At 71.7% G+C, this 22,316-nt stretch carries 22 protein-coding genes; 9 read left to right on the top strand and 13 right to left on the bottom strand.

Annotation, left to right across the window (positions count from 1 at the left end; genetic code table 11):
• Positions 1 to 45 precede the first annotated feature (45 nt).
• Complete coding sequence (locus DEJ46_RS16330; RefSeq protein WP_150267201.1) at positions 46 to 693, top strand: DUF4291 domain-containing protein; 648 nt, start codon at positions 46 to 48, stop codon at positions 691 to 693.
• Here the strand turns inward: DEJ46_RS16330 and DEJ46_RS16335 are convergent.
• Genes DEJ46_RS16335 through DEJ46_RS16350 form a run of 4 tightly spaced genes read right to left on the bottom strand, consistent with a single transcriptional unit; the run spans position 636 to position 2,993 of the window.
• Positions 636 to 1,289 (bottom strand): NADPH-dependent F420 reductase, encoded by a 654-nt coding sequence (locus DEJ46_RS16335; RefSeq protein WP_150267203.1) that lies wholly within the window; start codon positions 1,287 to 1,289, stop codon positions 636 to 638. The genes DEJ46_RS16330 and DEJ46_RS16335 overlap by 58 nt on opposite strands.
• Before the next feature lie 50 nt (positions 1,290 to 1,339).
• On the bottom strand, positions 1,340 to 1,972 hold the full coding sequence (locus DEJ46_RS16340) for a GNAT family N-acetyltransferase (protein WP_150267205.1): 633 nt from the start codon (positions 1,970 to 1,972) through the stop codon (positions 1,340 to 1,342).
• Positions 1,973 to 2,025: 53 nt separating this feature from the next.
• Positions 2,026 to 2,385, bottom strand: a complete 360-nt coding sequence (locus tag DEJ46_RS16345) for an SRPBCC domain-containing protein (protein ID WP_150274478.1) — start codon at positions 2,383 to 2,385, stop codon at positions 2,026 to 2,028.
• Positions 2,385 to 2,993, bottom strand: coding sequence for a CGNR zinc finger domain-containing protein (locus DEJ46_RS16350; protein WP_190622682.1), 609 nt, complete (start codon positions 2,991 to 2,993; stop codon positions 2,385 to 2,387). The genes DEJ46_RS16345 and DEJ46_RS16350 overlap by 1 nt, the downstream gene beginning before the upstream one ends.
• Positions 2,994 to 3,014: 21 nt before the next feature.
• Between DEJ46_RS16350 and DEJ46_RS16355 the strand changes: the two genes are divergently transcribed.
• On the top strand, positions 3,015 to 3,482 hold the full coding sequence (locus DEJ46_RS16355) for a VOC family protein (RefSeq protein ID WP_190622684.1): 468 nt from the start codon (positions 3,015 to 3,017) through the stop codon (positions 3,480 to 3,482).
• A 30-nt stretch (positions 3,483 to 3,512) separates the two neighbouring features.
• Here DEJ46_RS16355 and DEJ46_RS16360 read toward each other — a convergent pair whose 3' ends face one another.
• The 3 genes from DEJ46_RS16360 to DEJ46_RS16370 all read right to left on the bottom strand — a co-directional run bounded on the left by DEJ46_RS16360 (position 3,513) and on the right by DEJ46_RS16370 (position 6,209).
• A complete protein-coding gene (locus DEJ46_RS16360; protein ID WP_150267207.1) occupies positions 3,513 to 4,007 on the bottom strand; it encodes a DUF1203 domain-containing protein in 495 nt (164 codons plus the stop codon).
• 1,150 nt (positions 4,008 to 5,157) lie between these two features.
• Positions 5,158 to 5,346 (bottom strand): DUF397 domain-containing protein, encoded by a 189-nt coding sequence (locus tag DEJ46_RS16365; RefSeq protein WP_150267208.1) that lies wholly within the window; start codon positions 5,344 to 5,346, stop codon positions 5,158 to 5,160.
• Positions 5,343 to 6,209, bottom strand: coding sequence for a helix-turn-helix transcriptional regulator (locus tag DEJ46_RS16370; protein WP_150267209.1), 867 nt, complete (start codon positions 6,207 to 6,209; stop codon positions 5,343 to 5,345). Before DEJ46_RS16370 ends, DEJ46_RS16365 begins: the two co-directional genes overlap by 4 nt.
• Positions 6,210 to 6,376: 167 nt before the next feature.
• Between DEJ46_RS16370 and DEJ46_RS16375 the strand changes: the two genes are divergently transcribed.
• A complete protein-coding gene (locus DEJ46_RS16375) occupies positions 6,377 to 6,772 on the top strand; it encodes an ATP-binding protein (RefSeq protein ID WP_317852180.1) in 396 nt (131 codons plus the stop codon).
• 258 nt (positions 6,773 to 7,030) lie between these two features.
• Positions 7,031 to 7,864, top strand: a complete 834-nt coding sequence (locus DEJ46_RS16380) for a helix-turn-helix domain-containing protein (RefSeq protein ID WP_150267211.1) — start codon at positions 7,031 to 7,033, stop codon at positions 7,862 to 7,864.
• A 167-nt stretch (positions 7,865 to 8,031) separates the two neighbouring features.
• Here DEJ46_RS16380 and DEJ46_RS16385 read toward each other — a convergent pair whose 3' ends face one another.
• On the bottom strand, positions 8,032 to 8,775 hold the full coding sequence (locus tag DEJ46_RS16385) for an alpha/beta hydrolase (protein ID WP_150267212.1): 744 nt from the start codon (positions 8,773 to 8,775) through the stop codon (positions 8,032 to 8,034).
• A gap of 450 nt (positions 8,776 to 9,225) precedes the next feature.
• On the opposite strand from DEJ46_RS16385, the gene DEJ46_RS16395 reads away from it, so the two are divergent.
• Complete coding sequence (locus tag DEJ46_RS16395; RefSeq protein ID WP_150267214.1) at positions 9,226 to 10,530, top strand: M28 family metallopeptidase; 1,305 nt, start codon at positions 9,226 to 9,228, stop codon at positions 10,528 to 10,530.
• An 87-nt stretch (positions 10,531 to 10,617) separates the two neighbouring features.
• Here the strand turns inward: DEJ46_RS16395 and DEJ46_RS16400 are convergent, their stop codons facing one another.
• Positions 10,618 to 11,796 (bottom strand): LolA family protein, encoded by a 1,179-nt coding sequence (locus tag DEJ46_RS16400; protein ID WP_150267216.1) that lies wholly within the window; start codon positions 11,794 to 11,796, stop codon positions 10,618 to 10,620.
• A 175-nt stretch (positions 11,797 to 11,971) separates the two neighbouring features.
• A complete protein-coding gene (locus DEJ46_RS16405) occupies positions 11,972 to 12,982 on the bottom strand; it encodes a polyprenyl synthetase family protein (protein ID WP_150267218.1) in 1,011 nt (336 codons plus the stop codon).
• A 186-nt stretch (positions 12,983 to 13,168) separates the two neighbouring features.
• Here DEJ46_RS16405 and DEJ46_RS16410 point away from each other — a divergent pair, with 186 nt between their 5' ends.
• Together DEJ46_RS16410 and DEJ46_RS16415 are read left to right on the top strand one after the other, a co-directional pair.
• On the top strand, positions 13,169 to 14,674 hold the full coding sequence (locus DEJ46_RS16410; protein WP_150267220.1) for a peptide MFS transporter: 1,506 nt from the start codon (positions 13,169 to 13,171) through the stop codon (positions 14,672 to 14,674).
• A 21-nt stretch (positions 14,675 to 14,695) separates the two neighbouring features.
• Positions 14,696 to 16,696, top strand: a complete 2,001-nt coding sequence (locus tag DEJ46_RS16415; protein WP_150267222.1) for a CocE/NonD family hydrolase — start codon at positions 14,696 to 14,698, stop codon at positions 16,694 to 16,696.
• A gap of 57 nt (positions 16,697 to 16,753) precedes the next feature.
• On the opposite strand, the gene DEJ46_RS16420 is transcribed toward DEJ46_RS16415, so the two are convergent.
• Positions 16,754 to 18,139, bottom strand: a complete 1,386-nt coding sequence (locus DEJ46_RS16420; RefSeq protein ID WP_150267225.1) for an LPXTG cell wall anchor domain-containing protein — start codon at positions 18,137 to 18,139, stop codon at positions 16,754 to 16,756.
• 289 nt (positions 18,140 to 18,428) lie between these two features.
• Between DEJ46_RS16420 and fahA the strand changes: the two genes are divergently transcribed.
• Positions 18,429 to 19,655, top strand: coding sequence for a fumarylacetoacetase (gene fahA / locus DEJ46_RS16425; protein ID WP_150267227.1), 1,227 nt, complete (start codon positions 18,429 to 18,431; stop codon positions 19,653 to 19,655).
• A gap of 21 nt (positions 19,656 to 19,676) precedes the next feature.
• Here fahA and DEJ46_RS16430 read toward each other — a convergent pair whose 3' ends face one another.
• Both DEJ46_RS16430 and DEJ46_RS16435 read right to left on the bottom strand, forming a co-directional pair.
• Complete coding sequence (locus tag DEJ46_RS16430; RefSeq protein ID WP_150267229.1) at positions 19,677 to 20,501, bottom strand: carbohydrate-binding protein; 825 nt, start codon at positions 20,499 to 20,501, stop codon at positions 19,677 to 19,679.
• Positions 20,502 to 20,539: 38 nt separating this feature from the next.
• Positions 20,540 to 21,541 carry an AraC family transcriptional regulator gene (locus tag DEJ46_RS16435; protein ID WP_411757756.1) on the bottom strand — a complete coding sequence of 334 codons (1,002 nt, stop codon included), beginning with the start codon at positions 21,539 to 21,541 and terminating at the stop codon, positions 20,540 to 20,542.
• A gap of 146 nt (positions 21,542 to 21,687) precedes the next feature.
• On the opposite strand from DEJ46_RS16435, the gene DEJ46_RS16440 reads away from it, so the two are divergent.
• Positions 21,688 to 22,257 carry a hypothetical protein gene (locus DEJ46_RS16440; RefSeq protein ID WP_223834680.1) on the top strand — a complete coding sequence of 190 codons (570 nt, stop codon included), beginning with the start codon at positions 21,688 to 21,690 and terminating at the stop codon, positions 22,255 to 22,257.
• Positions 22,258 to 22,316 lie beyond the last annotated feature (59 nt).

The following is a 22,316-nucleotide window of genomic DNA, read 5'->3' on the forward strand; positions in this document are numbered from 1 at the left end:
AAATCCGGTGGCCCGGCCCCCGGGGCGTCACCCACCCTGAGGTCCATGGAAGAACCGAAATACCGGATCCGGGCGCTCCACACCGCGGACACCGTCACCGTCTACCAGGCCTACCGGCCGGAGATCGGCCTCCCGGCCGCCCGCGACGGTCGATTCCCGGCCACCTGGAAGCGTGACCGGATGACGTGGATCAAGCCGTCGTTCCTCTGGATGATGTACCGCTGCGGCTGGGGCACGAAGGAGGGCCAGGAGACGGTCCTCGCCGTGGAGATCACCCGCGAGGGCTTCGAGTGGGCCCTGCGGAACGCCTGCCTCTCGCACTACGTACGCGGCTTCCACCCCGACCAGGGCTCCTGGCAGCGGCAGTTGAAGCAGGCCCCGGCCCGCGTCCAGTGGGACCCGGAGCGCGACCCGCACCTGCGGCCGCTCCCGTACCGCTCGCTCCAGCTCGGCCTGTCGGGCGAGGCCTCCCGCCGGTACGCGGACGAATGGACGGTCTCCGTCACCGACGTGACCCCGCTCGCCCACGACGTCCACGCGCTGGTCCGCGCGGGCGACCTGACCGCCGCCGGCCGGCTGCTGCCCCGGGAGGAGCCGTATCCGACGCCCGAGGGGCTGCTGGACCACCTCCTGGTTCAGGAACCCGCCACCGAGACCGAGAAGTTGAAGTCGCCGGTGCCGAGCGTCCCGTAGAGGCGCAGCCACAGCTGCACGAGCTGCTCGGCGGCCCTGGCGCTCGTCAGGTCGCCGAGGTCCCGGATCCGGTCGGCGGGCCAGCCGAAGGAGCGGAGCAGCTCCGCGACCACGGCCTTCGCGTCCTCGTCGTCGCCGCTGAGGAAGACGTCGTGGGGGCCCGGTACCCGGCTCGGCTCGACCATCACCGTGTTGTTCATGGTGTTGAGCGTCTTGACGACGCGGGTCTCCGGGAAGGCCTTCTGGAGCTGCTCGGCGACGCTGCCGCCGTCGGGCATGCCGACCTTGGGCGGGAAGCCCTCCGAGAAGTCGAGGGCATTGGACACGTCGACGAGGACCTTGCCGCGGAGGTTCTCCGCTCCCGCGGCCTCCAGGACGGCGAGGGAGACGAGCCCGCCCGTCGCGTTCACCACCAGCTCGGCGGGGCCCGCCGCGTCGGCGAAGGTGCCGTGCCCGCCGCCGTGCTCTGCGGCCCACTTCACGGCCTCGGCGTTGGACGCGGTGCGGGAGCCGAGGGTGACCTCGTGCCCGAGCGAGACGAGCTTGCCGGCGAGCCGGCGACCGACCTCGCCCGTTCCCAGTACGGCAATCCTCATGACGTGCGCTCTCCTCTGTGTCCGAAAACCAACGACCCGGCGGCCCGACCCTACGACGCCGAGGCCGCCGACGGGGTCCCGGACCGTCCCGCGTCGTCCCGTACCCGCGCGTGCAGGTGCATGTCGTGCCGTCCGTCGTCATGAAGGGCCGCACTCCGCTTGGTGCCCTCCAGTACGTAACCCGAGGCCAGGGCCACCCTGCACGAGGCCTCGTCGCGGGTCGAGTGGTCCAGCTCAAGCCGCTGGAACCCGATCTCGCCCATGGCCCACGCGCTGAGCGCCGCCAGGGCGCGGGAGGCGACCCGCGCGCCGCGGGCGGTCGGGAGCACCCAGTACGCACAGTCGGCGAGGCCGTCGTCGAAGTCCATGCCTCGCAGCGCGATCCGGCCGAGGACCTCGCCGTCGCCGCTGCCGCCGCCGCAGATCGCCCAGTGCCCGCCCCGCTCACGCTCCCAGCCCCTGCGGTATCCGTCGAACCAGGCGCGGACCGTGCCCTCGGACGCCGGCCGGCGCGTGTGCCATTGCCGGATCGCGGGGTCCTGGCAGGCGACGAGGAAGACCGGGACGTCGGCGTCGACCCACGGGCGGAGCACCAGGCCGCCGTCGGCGGGGAGTTCGGGCTGCGGGGAGCCGGCGATGACGCCGGCGGGGAGGACGGGCTCCGTGGAGAGGTCACGAGCCATGGCGACGTCCTCGCCTCATCCGCACCCTCACCTCACCCTCACCTCGTCCTCGCTCACTCCCCCACCCTCCGCACGATCGTGGCCATCACGCCTTTCCAGTGGGCGCGTTGACGTTCGCGCTCCTCGGCGCTCTCCATGTGCTCCTGATGGAAACGGAGGACGGTCCGCCCGTCGCCCGCCGGAGAGACCGCGACCTGGAGGACGGTCTCGCCGTACGACAGGCGGACGCGGTCGCGCGGCCGGAGGCTGCGGAGGGCGGCGTCGCCCTCGGCGGGGAGCGCGGCGCCGGGTCCGAGCCAGAGGCTCAGCCCCTCGGGGCTCATGAGGAAGTCCCAGACGACCGCGACGGGCAGGGGCAGGGTCTTCGAGACGCCGATCTCCCAGCCGGCGTCCTGCGTCAGTCCCACGGGCATCATGTTTCTCCTTCCGACGGCGTACGGGCCCGGTGTGCCCGTACCTTGTGGCGGTTGCCGCACCGGTCCATCGAGCACCAACGGCGGCGCCCGGGGCGTGAGGTGTCGGCGAAGACGAGGGCGCAGTCGTCGGCGCCGCAGACGCGGACCCGATCGGCGTGCGGCCCGGTGAGGAGCTCGACCGCGTCCCGGGCGACCGTCGCGAGGAGGCGGGTCCCGGTGGCTCCGGGCGCCCACGCGCGCGTGCCGTCGGCGGCGATCAGGGCGACGAGCGGCGGCTCGGCGGCGGCGGCGTTGACGAGCGCCAGCTCCCCGGGGTCGGGGGCGGCGCCGTGGGCCCGCGCGAGGGCGAGGCCCCAGAGCGCGTCCCGCACGTCCCGTACGGCCGCCAGCTCGTCGTCCGTGACGGTCACGTCGAGCCCGGGGGCCAGGCGGCAGTCCCGCACCCAGTCGAGCAGCCCGTCGACCCGGTCGAGGACCTCGTACTGCGCGGCGACGGGACCCGGTCCGCCGGTGAGCAGCAGCTCCAGGCAGAGGGCTCCGGCGTCGAAGTGGAATCGCTGCCCGTCGCGGCGCCGGAGGGTCATTCCGGTGGCGGCCTGCTTCATGTAACCAATATAACTGGTTACATGAAGCCCATCCATTGGAAGCTTGTCCTCGACGCCGCCGACCCGCACGCGCAGGCCGTCTTCTGGTCCGCCGCCCTCGGCTACGTGGAGGAGGACCACGACGCGCTCATCCGGCGCCTCCTCGACGCCGGGGCCGCCCCGCCCGAGACGACCGTGACCGTCCACGAGGGCACGGACCGGGAACGCCTCGGCTGGCGCGACCTCGCGGCCGTCCGCCACCCGGACGACCCCCACGACCCGGCGACGGGCGGCGGTCTCGGCCGGCGCCTCCTCATCCAGCGCGTTCCCGAGACCAAGACCACGAAGAACCGGCTCCACCTCGACCTCCACCCGGACCCGGGCACCCGCGAGGCGGAGGTCATCCGCCTGGAGGCACTGGGCGCGAAGGTGCTGCGGCGGGTGGACGAGCCGTCCGGGGCCTGGACGGTGATGGCCGACCCGGAGGGCAACGAGTTCTGCGTGCAGTAGGCGGCGCGGGGGAGGCGGGCCGCCGGCCGGTCAGGGCCTGCGCACCTCGAACTGGAAGCAGCCGTACTCCACCGCCCTGACGTGCACCAGCACGACCGCAGGGTCGGCGAAGGCCTCCGCGAAGGCCCGGTCGAAGCCTTCGCCGGGGGCCTCCGGCAGTTCCAGGAGCCGCCCGCCGGCGATCCGGCCCTCCGCGTCGTACCGCCGGACGGTCCGCAGCGCCCCGGCCCGCTCGAAGGGGTACGCCTCCGAGGGCCCGGGGCCCTCGCACTCCTCGGCGTGCACGAAGACGGGGCCCTGCTCGTCGTACGCCCCCGGCTCGGCCCCGGTCCCGGCGGCCCAGCGCCGCAGCGGCGCGTACGACACGAGCGCGATCCGCTCCCCCGCGACGGCGGGCCGCAGGCAGCAGCGGAGCGGACCGCCCTCGGTCGCGGTGTACGGGACGCACGGGCGCCCCGCGTCGTCGGTGACGCGCAGCTCGGCGAGGGCGGAGGACGGAATGGCACGTGCGGTGTAAAGGCTCATGCGGCCAGCCTCACGCGCCCCTCCCCCACCCGCTGGCGGAATTCGGACGGGGCGCTCGGGGCGGGGGCCTTGAGGTGCTGGGGGTGGACGGTTCTTCCGGGCTTCTGGTGGGACCGCCCTCTTTCCGAGAGTCGCAGCTTCCGGCGCCGCGTCAAGGGCGCTCCCGATGGTCGGGTTTGCAAGCCGATGGCCTACGGCCACCCTTGACCCGACACCGGAAGCTGCGCAACAACTCTCGGAGGGCGGTCCGGGGGCCGGGGTCCACGCACCCTGCCCGGGCATCGGTGCCGGTCGCGTGCGCGGGTGGCAGCCCGGTGGGGTGGGGCTGGGTTCGCAGCCGGGGCCGGTGGGCGAAGTCCCGTCGACGGGGTCGCGCGGTCGTTGAATGGGGCAGCCGGGCCGAGCCGAGCGGGTTGCGGTCGCCGGATGGCCGGGACTCAGGCCCCGCTGATCACTCCCGGCGGGTGGAAGGGGCCCTCGGCCGAACGAACTGCGCACTCCGACCGCCCGAGTGGGCGAAATATCCGGGTCGACCCTTTTCCAGGGGAAAGTTACTGCGAGTAGCGCGCAGTTTGCATCACCGACCACCCGGCGAGGGCCCAAGAGGCCGTCGGGAGACCACTGGGGGCCATCGGGCGAACAAACCCCGCAATCGCACCATCCATTAGACCGAAATGCCCGCTATAGACGTTCTGTCGCCACCTGCTACCCGGAGTATCTGCACCTTTGCTTCGACACCACCCACTGGGAGTGACCAGTGGGGCCTGAAGTCAGACCGAACGACGGCCGTCATCCGCTAAGCGCCGTCAGGCCGCCCCATTCAACTGCCGCGCGACCCCACCGGCCGGTCTTCGACCACCGGCCTCGGCTGCGAACCCAGCCCCCACCCACCGGGCTGCCACCCGCCTCGCGACCGGCACCGATGCCCGGGCAGAGTGCGTGGGCCCCGGCCCCCGGCCGCCCTCCGAGTGTGAAAAGGCGGGCTCCGCCGCCGGGTCAAGGGTGGCCGTAGGCCATCGGCTTGCCGACGCGACCATCGGGAGCGCCCTTGACGCGGTGATGGAGCCCGCCACACTCGGAAAGAGGGCGGCCCCACCAGAAGCCAACGAAGCCGGCCCGCCCCTGGAGCCTCCACACCCGAACGTCGGCGCTACTCGGACGCGTGGCTCACGAACCCTGCCCAGGCAGCCGGGCCGAAGGCGAGACGGGGACCCTCGGTGTCCTTGGAGTCACGGACGTGGACGGTGCCGGGGGTGGTGGCGACCTCGACGCAGTCGTTGCCGTTGCTGCTGTCGCTGTAGCTGCTCTTGAACCAGTTCAGCTCACGGTTGCCGATCATGTCTCTCCCAGCAGTTGCTCGATGAAGTCCCGCGACTCCGCCGGAGTGAGGGCCTTGGACCGGATGATGCCATAGCGCAGGTCCAACAGCCGGAGACGCTTGAGGTCGGAGACAGGACGGCCTCCGAAGTCGCCGTCCATGCGCCCAACTGCCGTCCCGTCCGCGAACTTCAGGAGTGCGATCCGCCCTCCCGTGCCGGGGTGGTCCGCGTGCTCGGTCGGCATCACTTGAATCTCGACATGGGGCAACTCGCTCACCTCCAGCAGGTGCTCCAGCTGACGACGAATCACCATTCTTCCCCCGATGGGCCGTCGCAGCGACGCCTCTTCCTGGACGAAGCTGAACTCAGGAGCCGGACTCTTCTCCAGGACCGAGCGGCGCGCTACTCGTGCCGTCACGAACCGCTCCAGCTCATCCGGGGCGTACGCCGGGCGCCACGTCTGCAGCAGGGCTCGGGAGAACTCCTCGGTCTGCAACAAGCCATGCACGTTGGAGTTCGCGTACAGACAGAACTCGACCGCCCGCGCCTCCAGCTTCGCCAGGTCCCTCACCTTCTTCGGGTAGCGGACCTCCATGAGGTCCGTCCGCATCCCGACGATCAGCCCACCCGCCCCCAGCGCCCCGTCCGCCTTGTCCAGGAACTCCGGTCGTGGAATCCGGTCCCCCCGCTCCACTTTCCGGATCAGGTCCTCGCTGTAGCCGATCAGCTCCCCGAACTCGGCCGGCCGCAGGCCTTTCGTCTCTCTCCACAGCCGGATCTGACGGCCGACCGTGGCGACGACCGCCGCGCCCGACTCGTCGCCGGGATCGACCTCCCACCCCGTGTCCTCGACTGCCGCACCGTTCACCTCGTCCACGCTCATGCGTGCCCACCTCCTCGTGGCGGCCCTCTACCCGGGGTGCGGTCCGAGACAGTCGAGACAAGGCGGGACAGCCACAGGACAGTAACCGTACGTAAGGGCGTGTTCGATGGGCAGCGTAAGCAGCGCCCGCCACGCTGGGTCACATGAACCAGGATTCAAGCCAACTCATGGCGTCTACACGCCACTTCGCTCTCCAGCTCTCCTCCACCCGCCGAGGCGCCCGGCTCGCCCGGCTTCTCGCCGTGGAGCAGCTGCGTTCCTGGGGGTTGGAAGCCGCCTCCGAGCCGGTGGCGCAGATCGTGGCCGAGCTCGCCAACAACGCCGTGACGCACGGCCACATCCCGGGGCGGAACTTCCGACTGGGGATCACCGCATCCCTCCAGACGCTCCGCGTCGAGGTCACCGACACGCGGGGTGACCGGGCGCCGCTCGTCGGCTGTCACTCCCGCGCCGGAGAGAGCGGGCGGGGGCTGGTGATCGTGGCGGCGCTTTCACTCCGCTGGGGTGTGCGGCGCGGGCCCGTTCCGCAGAAGACCGTCTGGGCTGAGCTGGGGCTTTCCTGAACAGCCGCGTCGCGGACGTCCGCGACGCGGCTGCCCGCGCGACAAAGGAAAAAGAACAGGGAAATACCCCACCCTCCCCCACCAACCTCCCCCGGAACGCCTGTCACTCACTCGGGTGACTTGCGCCAACTGGGCTGGATTTGAGGCCGGTTGCCTGGCATATGCTCTCGCTCACAACCCCAGACATGCGTCGGCCCCCGGCCGGGACTCGCAATCCCGATCGAGGGCCTGACCACCGAGGAAGGTCACAACTTCCCGATGGCTTCAAGGCAGCCTAGCGCGCGACCGCGCGCCTCCGGGCTCATTCACCGCAACGTCCGCCACACCACGCGATACGTGGTTGTCGGCAACCACCTCGCCCAGCACCGCGAGCTCTCGCTGGTGGCGATCGGACTCTCCGTCCACCTCCAGTCGCTGCCCGCCGGGACGCCCGTCAACGTCAAAGCCCTCGCCGCCCGCTTCCCCGAGAGCGAGCTGAAGATCGCCTCCGCGATGCGGGAGCTGGAGCGGTACGGGTACCTCACGCGGACCCGCGAACGGCTCCCCGACGGGCGGTTCGTGCCGCGTACGGTCTCGTACAACCGGCCGGGGGCTGACCCCGACGCCTCCCCCGTGACGCCGACACCCCCACCCCCGCCCCCACCCCCGCCACAGGACGCGCCCACGGCTCCGCCGGGGAAGCCCGCACGCGAGGGGACCGTACGCGAAGCAGCCCCGGCCCCGCTCGCCGAGCCCGACCGCCCCGCCGTCGATCTCCTCGCCGGCCTCCGCGCGTACGAGCCCCGGCTGCTGCTCTCCGAGCGGGATGTGCGGCGGCTCGCGCCCGGGGTCAGGGCCTGGCTGGAGCGCGGGGCGCACCCCGACGCCGTACGGCGGACGCTCTGCGCGGACCTCCCCGGCGGCCTGATCAGCCCGGCCGGGCTGATCACCCACCGCCTGTTAGCTCTCCTGCCGCCCCCGCTCCCCACCGTGCCGCCGGCACCCACTCCCCCGGACCCCCTCCAGAACTGCGACGACTGCGACCGTGCCTTCCGCTCCGCCGCCCCGGGACGGTGCGGCGATTGCCGGGCCACGGCCAGAGAGGCCGCCTAGCACGAGGCTGATGACTCGGGCCCGAGGTCACGGACGAGGAGCCGGCGCCATGACCACCGCATCACCGCTCTACCGGGCGGTACTGCCGCGATCGGGGCGGTTGCGCATCTGTCGGCCACCGGCATCGAGGATGGCCGGGGCCCGTCCTCGATGACGGTGGCCTGGCCTCACTTCAGGTGCCGGGCGAAGAACCGGGCCCCGGCGTCGAGCTCGAACAGCGGGACGCCGGTGTGCCCGCCCATGTTGGCGTGCAGCGTCTTCTCCTTGGAGCCGAAGGCGTCGAACAGGTCCAGGGCCGCCTGCCTGTCGTTCCCTTCGTCGTCCCATTGCAGCAGGACCTGCAGCGGAATGGTGACCCGGCGGGCCTCCTCGAACATGGAGCGAGGCACGAAACTCCCGGCGAAGAAGCCGGCGGCCGAGATGCGCGGCTCGACCACCGCCAGCCGGACGCCGATGGAGATCACTCCCCCCTCGTATCCGACCGGGCCGGCGATCTCGGGCAGCGACAGGAGGGCGTCCAGGGCGGCCTGCCATTCCGGGACCGCCTTTTCGACGAGCGGGAGGACGAGGGCGTCGATGATCTCGTCGCCGACCGGTTCGCCGGCCTCCATGGCCTGCCGCAGGTCGGCGCGGGCCTGCTCGGCGGCGGCCCATCGGGGCCGGTCACCGCTCCCGGGGAGCTCGACGGTGGCTGCGGCGAAGCCGTACTTCGCCGCGTAGTACCGGGCCCGCCCCGCCAGTCGGGGGTACATCCTGCGCAGGCCGAGGGGCGGGGGGCTGATCAGGATCAGCGGCGCCGGTGCGGATGCGGGCGCGGATGCGGGCGTCCACAGGATGCCGGGGATCTCCCCGAGGGTGAACTCGCGTTCGAGGACGCCGTCGTCGAGGCGCTGCTCAGAAGTGAATCGCATGGTCGTGCCTTTCGGGAGTGCTCGTGAACGGCGCTCCCGGACGACCTATCGCCCGACCGTGACCCCGGAGGGGAGCACCCATGTCGATACTGCGTTCACGGGTACCACCTCCTCGTTCTCTCGCACGGCCTCGGGGAAAGTAGCAGTGGTCGCCGTGGTCCTCCAACAGGTTTTCGCGGAGGCGCCCGGGCCCACCGCTAAGACGGTCACGCTCGACCCGCCGACTCGACAGCTCATCCGCCGACTGTCCGCTGAACGAACGGCCTTGTCCTGAATACGCTCTTGACGTGAACTCGACATCAGACTGAACATTCAGCAGCAGCAAGAGCAGTTGAACACACGAACACCGCACACGCACGAAACACGCACAGCTCCAGCGCCTCGTGGCACCCAAGCCCGAGGCGTCTCGCACGTTCCGTCCCATCCCCGTTCGGAATCCGGAGCCCCCACATGAACATCTCCGTGCCCAGACGCGTCACCGCGGTCGCCGCACTCGCGGCCCTCGCACTCGCCGGTCTCACCGGCACCGCCGGCGCCGACGCGCGCGCGGCAGCCGCCGCGCCCGACATCCCGCTGGCCAACGTCAAGCAGCACTTGACGGACCTCCAGTCGATCGCCACCGCCAACGGCGGCAACCGCGCCCACGGCCGTACCGGCTACAAGGCGTCCATCGACTTCGTGAAGGCCAAGCTCGACGCCGCCGGATACACCACGACCGTCCAGCAGTTCACGACCAGCGGCGCCACCGGCTACAACCTCATCGCCGACTGGCCGGGCGGCGACCCGAACCAGGTCGTGATGGCCGGCGCGCACCTCGACTCGGTCTCCTCCGGCGCCGGCATCAACGACAACGGCTCCGGCTCCGCCGCCGTCCTGGAGACGGCCCTCGCGGTCGCCCGCTCCGGCTACCAGCCCTCCAAGCACCTGCGCTTCGGCTGGTGGGGCGCGGAGGAACTCGGTCTCGTCGGCTCGAAGTACTACGTCAGCCAGCTGCCCACGGCCGAACGCGCCAAGGTCTCCGGCTACTTGAACTTCGACATGATCGGCTCGCCGAACCCGGGCTACTTCGTCTACGACGACGACCCGGTCATCGAGCAGACCTTCAAGGAGTACTTCGCGGGTCTCGGTGTCCCCACCGAGATCGAGACCGAGGGCGACGGCCGCTCGGACCACGCCTCGTTCAAGAACGTCGGCATACCCGTCGGCGGTCTCTTCACGGGCGCGAGCCGGGTCAAGTCCAGCGCCCAGGTGTCGAAGTGGGGCGGTACGGCCACGGCCTTCGACCGCTGCTACCACTCGTCGTGCGACACGACGTCGAACATCAACGACACCGCCCTCGACCGCAACAGCGACGCGGCCGCGTACGCGGTCTGGAAGCTGTCGGGCTCCACGACCACGCCGCCCACCGGCACGGTCTTCGAGAACAGCGCCGACGTCTCGGTCCCGGACAACGGCGCCGCGGTGACCTCGACGGTCAACGTCACCGGGATCACCGGCAACGCCCCGAGCAACCTCGCCGTCGGCGTGGACATCGTCCACACCTACCGCGGTGACCTCGTGGTCGACCTCGTCGCCCCCGACGGCTCGGTCTACAGCCTGTCCAACCGGTCGGGCGGCAGCGCCGACAACATCGTCCAGACCTTCACCGTGAACGCCTCCTCGGAGGTCGCCAACGGCGCCTGGAAGCTGCGCGTCCAGGACAAGGCCTCGGTCGACACCGGTTACATCAACAACTTCAAGCTGACCTTCCCGTAAGGCCGGGGGAAGAACCAGCCGAAGTGCACGCTCCCGGGTGGGTCGGTGACCATCGCCCCCGACCCGCCCGGGGTCCCAACCTGGCTCCTACTTACCGGCGTTGGCGGCGTCCACCAGCGCGTCCTGCGTCACCGCGCCGACGTAGACCTTGCCGTCGTCGGTGAGCAGCGCGTTCACCAGCTTCGTCTTGAAGACGGTGCCCGAGCCGAACTTCCCGGTGACCTTGTCGCCGAAGGAATCCAGGAGACCCTGGATCTCCTTCGGCGCTTCGTCGGTCTTGGGGGCCGGGGCGCCGCTGTCGAGCTTCGCGATCGTCGTCCAGCCCTCGCCGATGACGTTCAGGCCGCCGTCCTTCCCGAAGTCGCCGAGGCCGGCCAGGTCGCCGAAGCCCTTCTCGAAGTCCTTCTCGAAGTCCTCGGGGAGCTTCTCCTCCTTCGCGCCCTTCTCCGCGGCGCCCTCGGTCACCTTCGCGCCCTCGGGGACCTTGAAGTCGAAGGTCGAGGCCGCGGGCCTGCCGAAGTCGACCTTCGTGAAGCCCGCGTCGACGACCGGCTTGCCGCCCTCGACGGAGGCGAGGGTGAACTTGAGCGGGGTGCCGCTCGCCGCGTCCACGGCGATCTTGACGGACTCGACCGTCGAGCCGGACTGCTTCGGCTTGATCAGCAGCTGGTACGCGTCCCGGCCGGCGACCTTGGCCGTGCCGTCGACGGTGATCGAGGTGGTGTCGCCGGCCGCCTTCAGGATCTCGTCCGCCATCTCCTTCGGAGTGGCCGGGAGCTGCTTGTCGGCGTCCTCGGGGGCACCGGAGGCGCCCTTCTCGTGGAAGACCTCCTTCGACTTGCTGTCGTAGGCCCAGACGTCGTCGCCGTTGTGGATCAGGCTGTACTCGTCGGAGCCGTCGAGCAGCGTCAGCTTCTGGCGGTCGGGGCCGTCGGCGGCCACCCGCAGGGTGTGCGTACCGGAGACGAGCTCGGTGAGCTTCTCGGTGGGGTCCGCCGTGGAGGAGCCGCCGGCGCCGCCGGCGAGACCGCCGAGGCCGGCCAGTCCGTCGAGGGGCAGGCCGAGGTCGGTGGAGATCCTGAACGTGCCGGACAGGGTCTGGGTGTCCGAGGCGGCGATCTTCTCGATGAGCTGCTGGGCCGTGATCTCCGGCAGGTCCGGGTCACCGGCCGCCGCCAGTGCCGGGACGAGCCCGATGGTCGCCGCGGCCACTCCTGCCACCGCGACCGGGACGATGAACCGGCTCGCCTTACGGGTGTCTGCCATGGTCTCCGCTTTCTCCGTGCGCCCTAGTGGTCGATGACTCCATCTGACCAAAACGGCGGCACGGAAGCGTCAGCCCCGGGGATCAACCTCGCGTACTGCTTCGGGATGACCCGACCCCGAGATCCCCTCACCCGCACGGGGTACGGGGCCCCACGGGCGAAGCCCCCGAGAGGCGTCAGCGGGCGCGGTGGACCACCGCGTCGCACATCTCCTGGAGCGCCGCCTTCGCGTACCCGTCGGGCAGCGGCGCCAGCATCTCCCGCGCCTCCTCCGCGTACCGCACGGTGTCCCGCCGGGCCTGCTCCAGGGCCGGGTGGACGCGCAGCCGCCGCAGGACCTCGGCGTGCCGCTCGTCGTCCGTCAGGTCGCTGTCGACGAGGGCGACGAGCTCGACGTCCTCCGGGCGGCCGTGGGCGGCCGCCGCGGCCCGCAGGTGCAGGACGGGCAGGGTCGGGATGCCCTCGCGGAGGTCGATGCCCGGGGTCTTGCCGGACTCGTGGGAGTCGGAGGCGATGTCGAGGACGTCGTCGGCGAGCTGGAAGGCGACGCCGAGCCGCTCCCCGTACTGGGTGAGGATGTCGACGACGCTCTCGTCGGCGCCGGACATCATCGCGCCGAAGCGGCAGGAGACGGCGACGAGCGAGCCGGTCTTGCCGCCGAGGACGTCGAGGTAGTGCTCGACGGGGTCGCGGCCGTCGGTCGGTCCCGCGGTCTCCAGGATCTGCCCGGTGACGAGTCGTTCGAACGCCTCGGACTGGATCCGTACGGCCTCGGGGCCGAGGTCCGCGAGCGTGTGCGAGGCGCGGGCGAAGAGGAAGTCACCCGTCAGGACGGCGATCGAGTTGCCCCAGCGCGTGTTGGCGCTCGGCACCCCGCGCCGCACGTCCGCCTCGTCCATGACGTCGTCGTGGTAGAGCGTGGCCAGGTGGGTGAGCTCGACGACCACGGCGGAGGGCACCACGCCCGGCGCGTAGGGGTCGCCGAACTGGGCGGCGAGCATCACGAGCAGGGGGCGGAACCGCTTGCCACCGGCCAGGACGAGGTGCTGCGCGGCCTCCGTGATGAAGGGGACATCGCTCTTGGTGGCGTCCAGGAGGCCCGCCTCCACAGCCGCCAACCCGGTCTGGACATCGGCCTCAAGAGCCTGGTCCCGCACGCTAAGACCGAACGGCCCGACGACGGTCACGAGGGGGTCTCCTGTCTGCTGACGCCTGCTGACGATCACATGGACTGTTTGACGATCACACGGATTGTCGATGTGTCGCTCGATTCACTCAAGCCAGCGTATCCGGTCACCTTTCGATCACCGTGGGCGCCTTCCCGTCACCCCCGGTATGTTCGTGATCAGCTCATACGACCAGGAGTAGGCGTTTTGTCCCGAACAGCGATCGATACGGATCCGAACGGCGAGCAGCCGCCCCCCGAGGACGACCACGCGTTCCTCGGGCACCCCCGAGGTCTGCTGACCCTCTCGGGCCTGGAGGTCTGGGAGCGGTTCTCGTTCCTCGGCATGCAGGCCATCCTCGTCCTCTACTTCGCCGCGAGCGTCTCCGACGGCGGCCTCGGCATGGCCGCCGGCACCGCCGCCTCCGTCTCCGCCGCCTACGGCACGCTCGTCTACCTCGTCTCGGTGGCCGGCGGCTGGCTCGCGGACCGCATCCTCGGCTCGTACCACGCGGTCCTCTGGGGCGGGATCCTGATCGCCTGCGGCCACTACGCGATGGCCGTGCCGACCGCCGCGATGACCTGGGCGGGCCTCGGCCTGATCAGTGCCGGCACCGGTCTCCTCAAGCCGAACGTCGCGACCATGGTCGGCAAGCTGTACCGCACCGACGACGACCGCCGCGACGCCGGTTTCGCGCTCTACTACATGGCGATCAACATCGGCGCCTTCGCGGGACCGCTGATCACCGGCTGGCTCGCCGACCACAAGGGCTACCACTGGGGCTTCTCGGCCGCCGCGCTCGGCATGACCCTCGGCCTGATCCAGTACGTGGCGGGCCGCCGTCACCTGGCCGGGCGCAAGCACGCCGCCGAGTTCCCGCTCGCCGCGGACGCCCTGCGCCGGGCCGTCCGGCTGATGGTCGTCGGCGCGCTCGTGACGGCCGCCGTCGCCGTGGCGCTCGCCCTCGCCGGCTGGCTCACCATGGACCGGTTCGTGGACCTGCTGACCCTGATCTCGGTCGTCGCGCCCGTCGTCTACTTCTGGGTGATGTTCACCAGCCCCCGGGTCACGGCCGAGGAGCGCGGCCGGCTGAAGCCGTACATCGTGCTCTTCCTGGCCTCGGTGGCGTTCAACTTCATCCTCTTCCAGGCGTACTCGACGATGATGCTGCTGGCCTCCACCAACGCCCGCACGACCATCCTCGGCTTCGACTTCCCGGCGAGCTGGTACGCCTCCGCCCTGGGCGCCTTCGAGGTCCTCCTCGCCCCCGTCGTGGCCGCCGCCTGGGCCCGGATGGGACCCCGGCAGCCGCACGCCTCCAACAAGATCGCCTTCGGTGTGATCCTGGGCGGCCTCTCCTTCCTCCTGATGGTCCTGCCGACCTCCGGGCACGCCGACGACACGTACCGGATGGCCGCCTGGTGGATCGTCGGCTCGTACCTGCTTCTCGGCCTCGGCGACGTGCTCCTGGAGACCTCCGGGATGTCCGCCACGAGCAAGCTCGCCCCGAAGGCCTTCTCCAGCCAGACGATGTCGCTGTGGTTCCTGTCGCTCGCGCTCGCCAACGGCATCCAGGCCCAGACCGTGAAGCTCTACGACGACGTCTCCAAGCCCGTGTACTTCGGCGTCAACGGAGCCGTGGCCGTCGCCGTCGGCCTCGCCGTGATCGCCCTGGCGCCCTGGCTGCGCCGCACCATGCACCCCGTCCACTGAGGCAGCCCCCGAGGTGAGTTCATGCCGAAGATCCGCACCGACTTCCCGTACGAGACCCGCCACGAGGACGTCCGCATCCCCCTCCCGGACGGCACCCGGCTGTACGCCCGGATCTGGCGCCCCGTGACCGACGAGCCCGTACCGGCCCTCCTGGAGTACCTGCCGTACCGCCTCACGGACTGGACCGCGCCCCGCGACTGGCAGCGCCACCCCTGGTACGCGGGCCACGGCTACGCCTCCGTACGGGTCGACGTCCGCGGCCACGGCAACAGTGAGGGCCTCCCCGGCGACGAGTACGACGCCGTCGAGCTCGCCGACGGCGTGGCCGTCGTGAACTGGCTCGCCGAACAGCCCTGGTGCTCGGGCAGCGTCGGCATGTTCGGCATCTCCTGGGGCGGCTTCAACGCGCTCCAGATCGCCGCCCTCGCCCCCGAGCCGCTGAAGGCGATCGTCACCGTCTGCTCCACCGACGACCGGTACGACAACGACGTCCACTACATGGGCGGCTCGGTCCTCGGCGTCGACATGCACGCCTGGGCCGCCACCATGCTCGCCTTCGTCTGCCGCCCGCCCGACCCCCGGTACGCGGGCGAGGAGTGGCGCGCGATGTGGCTGGAGCGACTGGAGGCCGTGGACCCGCTCATCCACACCTGGCTCGCCCACCAGACCCGCGACGCCTACTGGAAGCACGGCAGCGTCTGCGAGGACTACTCCGCGGTCGAGGCCGCCGTCCTCGCCGTCGGCGGCTGGCACGACCCCTACCGGGACACCGTCCTGCGGCTCGCCCAGCACCTCCCCCAGGACCGGGTGCGCGGCATCATCGGCCCCTGGTCCCACCAGTACCCGGACCGCGGCCTGCCGCCAGGGCCCGCCATCGGCTTCCTCCAGGAGACCCTGCGCTGGTGGGACCACCACCTCAAGGGCGTCGAGAACGACGTGATGGCCGAGCCGCTGCTGCGCTCCTGGATCAGCGAGTCGCACCCGCCGGCCACCGTCTACGAGGAGCTGCCGGGCCGCTGGGTCACCGACCCCGCCTGGCCCTCCCCGAACGTCACCCCCGTCGCGTACGCCTTCCAGGGCTCCCCCGTCGTGGTCGACTCGCCCCAGCAGACCGGCATCGACGCCGGCCGGTTCTTCCCCTTCGGCAACGACGCCGACCTCCCGCCCGACCAGCGCGAGGAGGACGCCCACTCGGCCTGCTTCGACTTCCCCGTCCCCGAGGACGGCGGCCCCATCGAGATCCTCGGCCGCCCGTCCGTGAGCCTCTCCCTGCGCGCCGGCGCACCCACCGGCCAGGTCGTCGCCCGGCTCTGCGACATCGCCCCCGACGGGTCCTCCACCCTCGTCACGCGCGGCGCGCTCAACTTCTCCGCCCGCTACGGCCGCGACCGGGCCGTGGAGGCGCAGGTCGGCGAGGCGGAGAACGTCGACTTCGAGCTGAACGGCATCGGGCACACCTTCCCGCCCGGCCACCGGGTGCGGCTCGCGGTCTCCTCCACGTACTGGCCGTGGATCTGGCCGCAGCCGGACGCGAAGGGCTTCACGCTCGACCCGGTGGGCTCCTCCCTCACCCTGCCGGTGCGCCGCCACACGGAGGACGCCGTCGAATGGGCGGAGCCGGAGCAGTCCGAGCCGCTGGGCGTCGCCTACCCGCGCACCCTGGAGGAGCCGCGCCCGGAGCGGGTCGTGGTGCGGGACGTGGCGAAGGGCGAATGGAAGCTGGAGGTCGACCCGAAGTACGGCGGCACGCGCGTCTACCCGGACGGCCTGGAGTTCACCGAGGACGCCGTGGAGACGTACACGATCGACGAGGGCGACCCGCTGTCCGCGCGGACCCGCTCGGAGTGGTCGATCCGGCTGCACCGGCCCGAGACGGCCTGGGACGTCACGGTCGACACGCGCTCGGAGATCTCCTGCGACGCGGATTCCTTCTTCACCTCGAACGAGGTGGTGTGCAAGGACGGCGACGAGGTCGTCTTCCACCGCACCTGGGAGGAGCAGATCCCGCGCACGGCGGGCTGAGGACGCGCGAAGGCGCCCGCACCCCGACGGGGGTACGGGCGCCTTCCGTTCACTGCCTTACGCGTTCGCGCCGGCCTTGCGGCGGCGGGCGAAGACCAGCGCGCCGGCGCCGAGGGCGACGGCACCCGCGGCGGCGAGGCCCAGCGGCAGGGTGTCGTTCGCACCGGTGGCGGCGAGGGTGCCGTTGTTCACGGGGGTGCGGGACGAGCCGCCCTGCTGGGTGGTGCCGGTGTTGCCCGTGCTGGTGACGGTCGGCGCCGGGGTGGGCGTCGTCGTCGACGGGGACGGCTCGGGGGACTCCGTCGCCGAGGTGGGCTTCGGGGACGGCTTGTCGTCCTTGGCCGCGAGGATGTCGAAGTAGGCGGTCGCGACGTCCTCGGCCATGCCGCAGGCGTCTTCGGCGTTGGTCTCGTACGCGCCGCCCGCGAAGGCCACGCCCTTGCCGACAGGGGCGTCCTCGTCGACCGTGAGGCGCAGCTTCACGTCGGCGGAGCCGCCCTTGACCAGCTTGCCGATCTCGATGGCGTCGTCCTTCTCGGAGAACTCCGTCCACTCCAGGTTGTCGGCGGAGGACCACTCGACCTGGATGAAGCGGCTCTCCCAGTCCGTCTCCTCGTCGATGAGGTCACCGGCCTCCGGGAGCTGGAGGGCGCCGGCGTAGGCCTGGACCGACTCCAGGGTCTTGTCGGAGACGTTGGTGACGCGCAGCGAGAAGACGGCGCCGGTACCGGCGGTGACCGTCTTCGGCCCGTCCAGCGCGACCTTGAGGGAGGGGTCCTTCTCGATCTCCTCCTCCTCGCAGATCATGCCGCCCTCGAACTCCTCCAGGGCTTCCTCGGCGTCGGTGAGATCCTGCTCGGCCACGACGATCTCGGCGTCGATGCGGCTCACCTTCCGCGTGAGCTCGACATGCGCGTCGTCGAAGGCGGTGTCCGCGTCCTTCAGACGGCGGTCGGCGGCGGTCTTGCCGGCGGCGGCGGCCTCGGCGGCGGTCTTCGCGGCGGTGACGGCCTGCTCGGCCGTCGCGATCTCCTCCGGAGTGGCGGTGCTGCCGGTCTCCTTCAGCGCCGCCAGGGCCTCCTCGGCGGTGACGAGCGCCGCGTCGGCGGTGTCCTTCGCGGTCTTCGCGGCCTCTGCGGCGGCCTTGGCCGCGGCCAGCTCGGTCTTCAGGGCCTCGTCGACCTTGTTGTCCCTGACGTCCTGGACGGCCGCCTTGCGCTTGGCCTTGAGCTCCTCCAGCTTCTCCTCCGCCGCGGCGACGGCGGCGAGGAGCTTCTCGTACTCGGCGAAGTCATCACCGTCCGGGTCCTCGTCCGAGGCGGGCTTCTCCGTCGAGGCGGGCGTCGGCTTGGTGTCGGCGAACGCCGGCGCGGCGGAGAGGAACACGACCGGGGTGGTCACAGCGGCGGCCACGGCGGTCGCGAGGATGCGACGAATCTTCACAGTGCGGGACCTTTTTCCTGGTCAGGGAGGGGTGAAAGAAAAGCGGGCGCGCGCCTGCGGCGACTTCACGCGGCGCGATACCACCGCGATCGTATGGTCCGGAACACCTCTGTGGGAGACCTCTTTTCGGGGTCCGGGGCGGGGTGCATCACTCGCCGGGCGCGCAAACCGCGCGAAGTCGGACAGTTGCCCACGGAGGCCGCACTTTCTGTGTGATCCATGTCATCAGCGCCCGGCGGCCCGCCCCGTAACGTGTCCCCCACACACGTGGAAAGCGAGGCACGCACAGATGTCCGAGCACAGCCCGCTCGACCTGGCCGAGGGCGATCCCTTCGGCCCGCACAACCTCCCGTACGGCGTCTTCACGACCGCCGACGAGCCCGAGCGGCGCCGGCTCGGCGTCCGGATCGGCGGGTACGTGCTGGACGCGGGCGCAGCCGCGCACGCGCTCGGCTCGCCCTACGCGGCGCTGCTCGCCCAGCCGAGCCTGAACCCGCTGCTCGCGGCCGGGCGGACCGCCTGGCGCGATGTGCGCCGGGCGCTCACCGCCTGGGTGACGGTGCCCGCGCACCGGGCGGACATCGAGCCGCTGCTGCACCCGCTGGACGGGGTGACGCTGCACCTGCCGTACGAGGTCGCGGACTACGTCGACTTCTACGCGAGCGAGCACCACGCGACGAACGTGGGCCGGATCTTCCGCCCCGACGGCGACGCCCTCACCCCCAACTGGAAGCACCTGCCGATCGGTTACCACGGTCGCGCGGGCACGGTCGTGGTCTCCGGCACCGATGTCGTACGCCCCTCCGGGCAGCGCAAGGCGCCGACGGACGCCGCCCCGGTCTTCGGTCCGTCGGTCAAGCTGGACATCGAGGCGGAGGTCGGCTTCCTCGTCGGCACCCCGTCGGAGCTCGGCCGGCCGGTCGCGCTCGGCGACTTCCAGGAGCACGTCTTCGGTCTGACCCTGCTGAACGACTGGTCGGCGCGGGACATCCAGGCCTGGGAGTACGTGCCGCTCGGCCCGTTCCTCGGCAAGTCGTTCCAGACCTCGGTCGCGGCCTGGGTGACGCCCCTGGAGGCGCTCGACGCCGCCCGGACCACCCCGCCGGCCCGCGACTTCCCGCTGCTGCCGTACCTGGACGACGCGGCCGCGGAGGAGCCCGGCGGCTTCGACGTGCGGATCACGGTGGAGATCAACGGCGAAGCCGTGGCCGAGCCGCCGTTCTCCACCATGTACTGGACGGCGGCCCAGCAGCTCGCCCACATGACGGTGAACGGCGCCTCGCTGCGCACGGGTGACCTGTACGGCTCCGGGACGGTCTCCGGGCCCGAGGTGGGCCAGCGCGGCTCACTGCTCGAACTCACCTGGAACGGCCGGGACGCGATCGAACTGGCCGGCGGCAAGCGGACGTTCCTGGAGGACGGCGACGAGGTCGTGCTCACGGCCTGGGCGCCGGGCCCGGACGGCACGCGCGTGGGACTCGGCGAGGTCCGGGGCCGGATCGTTCCTTCCGCGTAGCCCGCGGGCGGGAGCCTCCCGCTACCGGAGCCGCCAGAGCGCGGGGACGTTCGGCGGCTCCCAGCCGGCCTGGGCCGTGTGCGCCTGGAGGCACACGTAGCCCGGGCCGCCGTACGTGACGGTGTCCCCCGCCCGGTAGGAGGTCCCGGCGGCCCAGCTGCCGCCGGGCGGCCGGGTCGTCGCGGTGGCCGTCGGGGTCGGGCCGGGGGTCTGCGGCACGTTCAGGACGAAGTCGAAGGCGGCCTCCCGGGCCCCGCCCGTGTCCCGCACGGTCATCAGCAGCCGCGGGTCGAAGATCGTGTCGGTGTTGTTGCGGGGTTCGTTCGGGAAGTACAGCTGGGTGGTCAGCACCGGGCGGCCGGGGGCCTGGAGCTTGACGTGGATGTGCCGGGTGCGGCCGGGGTAGAGGCCGGGCACGATGGTGGTGAGCTTGAAGGCGCCCTGGGCGTCGGTGAACTGGTGTCCGCGGAAGCGGAAGCCGGTGTTGTCGTAGGCGCCGTTGGTGTCGGCCTGCCAGAAGTCCAGGAGGACGCCCGCGATCGGCCGGCAGGCGAGCCCGAAGACGTAGCCGCTGACGGTGAGCCGCACGCCGGCCGTGCCGGACTCCGACAGGCTGGTGCGCAGCGGCGAGTTGGGCTTGAAGTAGGGGCCCTCGGTCTGCGGCGGGGTCGGGGCGTCGCCGTCGTCGCACTCCGGGGTGAGCGCGGGCGCCGCCTCGCCGGCGGTGAGGGTCCGGGCGAGCGCCGGGACGCCCATGAGCACCGCGGGCGCCGCCATGCCGGCGGCGAGCGCGGCGCGCAGCACCGCCTTGCGGGTGACGTGCCCGGTGCTGGTTTCGTGGTCCATGCCTGCTCCTCGTGCGGGGGGCTTGGGTCGCTACGAACCTAGGCCCGCGCGCCGCCGCCTTCGAGGGACGGAACACGGCCGTCGTGGTGTTTTCGGAAGTCCCCCGGGCTGCGTCCGGTCTCGCGGCGGAAGAAGCGGCAGAAGTACGCGGGATCGTCGAAGCCGACCCGGCGGGCGACCTGACGGCTCGACAGGTCCGTGCCGAGCAGCAGGCGTTGGGCCTCGCGTGTGCGCGCCTCGCGGAGCAGCACCCCTGGGGTCCGTCCGGTGGCGGCCCGGACGGCCGCGGTGAGGTGGCCGGGCGTGACCCCGATCAGCTCGGCGCACTCGCGCACGGACCGGTGGTCCTCGCCGGTCCGGGCGATCAGACGGGCGAACTCCTCGGCGACGGCCCCCGTACGGCCGGCCTGTGGCCCGGTTCCGGGGGCGGCTCCCGCGTCGGGACCCGGGCCGGGCAGTCGCGCCGTACGGACGAGGAGGACGCGCAGCAGGGACCGCAGGACCGTCGCGAAGCCGGGGTCGCCGTGCCCGTACTCCTCGGCGAGTTCGGCCATCAGGCGGGCGGTACGGGCGTGTGTGGGCCCGTCGAGGGTGAGCCAGGGGCGCTCGCCGAGACGGCGCAGCAGCTCCCGGTCGCCGGGGTGGTCGAGGAGGAAGTCCTCGGTGAAGAGGACGACGGTGCCGTCCAGGCCGCGGGCGCCTTCCCAGCGGTGCACCTGTCCGGGCACGATCACGGCCAGGTGGGGCGGGCGCAGCTCCCAGCGGGCCAGGTCGACGATGTGGGCGCCGGTCCCGGCGGTGACGTGGACGATCTCGTAGAAGGTGTGGCGGTGGGGAAAGGCGGCCCGGGACATGGGGCCGAGGGCGTCGAAGCTCCCGGCGGCGAAGGGCACGTCGTCGGGCAGGCGCAGTTCGAGCCGGTGGACGGGCGGTTCGCCCGCCCGGGGGCGGCGCAGGGGGTCCCTGGTAAGACGGTCGAGCCACGCATCGTGCCGCTTCCCTCTCGACGACTGGTACAGACCATTCGGGGCGGTCTCCACGATGGCACGGGCACCTCCAATGGGTCACCCCGCGTGCGGCATCCCCGCCGGGCGGCCGATGCTGCTGGAGGCGGCGGGATCAGGGGAGAGTCCGCCCCCGTCAGGCGCCCCGCACGGGCGCGCCCCCTCTCTAGGAGCACACCCACATGTCCGCTCGACCCCGTCCCCTCATAGCCGCGCTCGCCCTGGTGGCCGCCGGCTCACTGGCCCTGGGCGCGACCCCGGCCGCCTTCGCCGCCCCGGCCGTCCCCGCCGCGAAGCCGGTCACCGACTTCCCGCATCCGGACCTGAAGAAGACGTACGACGCCACGGTGAAGTACAAGTCGGAGCAGAAGGCCATCGACGACGGCTACCTGCGCACCGACGTGTGCGTCGAGGACCCGAAGCTCGGTGGCATGGGCTACCACTACGTCAACCCGGCGAACCTCGGTTCCACCGACCCGACGAAGCCTGCCGCCGTGCTGTACGAGGAGAACCACAAGACCGGCAAGCGCGAGCTGGTCGCGGTCGAGTGGGTCGTCCCCGACCCGGACGAAAACCTGCCCAGGCCGCAGCTCTTCGGCCGGGGCTTCGACGGGCCGTTCGACTTCGAGCCCCTCGGGCCGCACTACTCGCTGCACGCGTGGATCTTCAAGAAGAACCCGAAGGGCGTCTTCACCCCGTACAACCCCCGGGTGCACTGCACCCCCTGCCCTGAGGGCCACCCGAAGGCGTAGGCGTACGACGAAGGGCCCGGCCTTCCGCGCACGGAGACCGGGCCCTCTGCCGTACCCCG

This window comes from Streptomyces venezuelae, from assembly GCF_008642375.1.
GTDB classification, from domain to species: domain Bacteria; phylum Actinomycetota; class Actinomycetes; order Streptomycetales; family Streptomycetaceae; genus Streptomyces; species Streptomyces venezuelae_G.

Bases quoted from the DNA above. Each gene is read 5' to 3' on its own strand.
- fahA (WP_150267227.1), top strand. From the start codon at position 18,429: ATGTCCGAGCACAGCCCGCTCGACCTGGCCGAGGGCGATCCCTTCGGC.
- DEJ46_RS16330 (WP_150267201.1), top strand. From the start codon at position 46: ATGGAAGAACCGAAATACCGGATCCGGGCGCTCCACACCGCGGACACC.
- DEJ46_RS16380 (WP_150267211.1), top strand. From the start codon at position 7,031: ATGGCTTCAAGGCAGCCTAGCGCGCGACCGCGCGCCTCCGGGCTCATT.
- DEJ46_RS16375 (WP_317852180.1), top strand. From the start codon at position 6,377: ATGGCGTCTACACGCCACTTCGCTCTCCAGCTCTCCTCCACCCGCCGA.
- DEJ46_RS16400 (WP_150267216.1), bottom strand. From the start codon at position 11,796: ATGGCAGACACCCGTAAGGCGAGCCGGTTCATCGTCCCGGTCGCGGTG.
- DEJ46_RS16385 (WP_150267212.1), bottom strand. From the start codon at position 8,775: ATGCGATTCACTTCTGAGCAGCGCCTCGACGACGGCGTCCTCGAACGC.
- DEJ46_RS16430 (WP_150267229.1), bottom strand. From the start codon at position 20,501: ATGGACCACGAAACCAGCACCGGGCACGTCACCCGCAAGGCGGTGCTG.
- DEJ46_RS16440 (WP_223834680.1), top strand. From the start codon at position 21,688: ATGTCCGCTCGACCCCGTCCCCTCATAGCCGCGCTCGCCCTGGTGGCC.
- DEJ46_RS16395 (WP_150267214.1), top strand. From the start codon at position 9,226: ATGAACATCTCCGTGCCCAGACGCGTCACCGCGGTCGCCGCACTCGCG.
- DEJ46_RS16370 (WP_150267209.1), bottom strand. From the start codon at position 6,209: ATGAGCGTGGACGAGGTGAACGGTGCGGCAGTCGAGGACACGGGGTGG.
- DEJ46_RS16350 (WP_190622682.1), bottom strand. From the start codon at position 2,993: ATGAAGCAGGCCGCCACCGGAATGACCCTCCGGCGCCGCGACGGGCAG.
- DEJ46_RS16345 (WP_150274478.1), bottom strand. From the start codon at position 2,385: ATGCCCGTGGGACTGACGCAGGACGCCGGCTGGGAGATCGGCGTCTCG.
- DEJ46_RS16415 (WP_150267222.1), top strand. From the start codon at position 14,696: ATGCCGAAGATCCGCACCGACTTCCCGTACGAGACCCGCCACGAGGAC.
- DEJ46_RS16355 (WP_190622684.1), top strand. From the start codon at position 3,015: ATGAAGCCCATCCATTGGAAGCTTGTCCTCGACGCCGCCGACCCGCAC.
- DEJ46_RS16360 (WP_150267207.1), bottom strand. From the start codon at position 4,007: ATGAGCCTTTACACCGCACGTGCCATTCCGTCCTCCGCCCTCGCCGAG.
- DEJ46_RS16365 (WP_150267208.1), bottom strand. From the start codon at position 5,346: ATGATCGGCAACCGTGAGCTGAACTGGTTCAAGAGCAGCTACAGCGAC.
- DEJ46_RS16335 (WP_150267203.1), bottom strand. From the start codon at position 1,289: ATGAGGATTGCCGTACTGGGAACGGGCGAGGTCGGTCGCCGGCTCGCC.
- DEJ46_RS16340 (WP_150267205.1), bottom strand. From the start codon at position 1,972: ATGGCTCGTGACCTCTCCACGGAGCCCGTCCTCCCCGCCGGCGTCATC.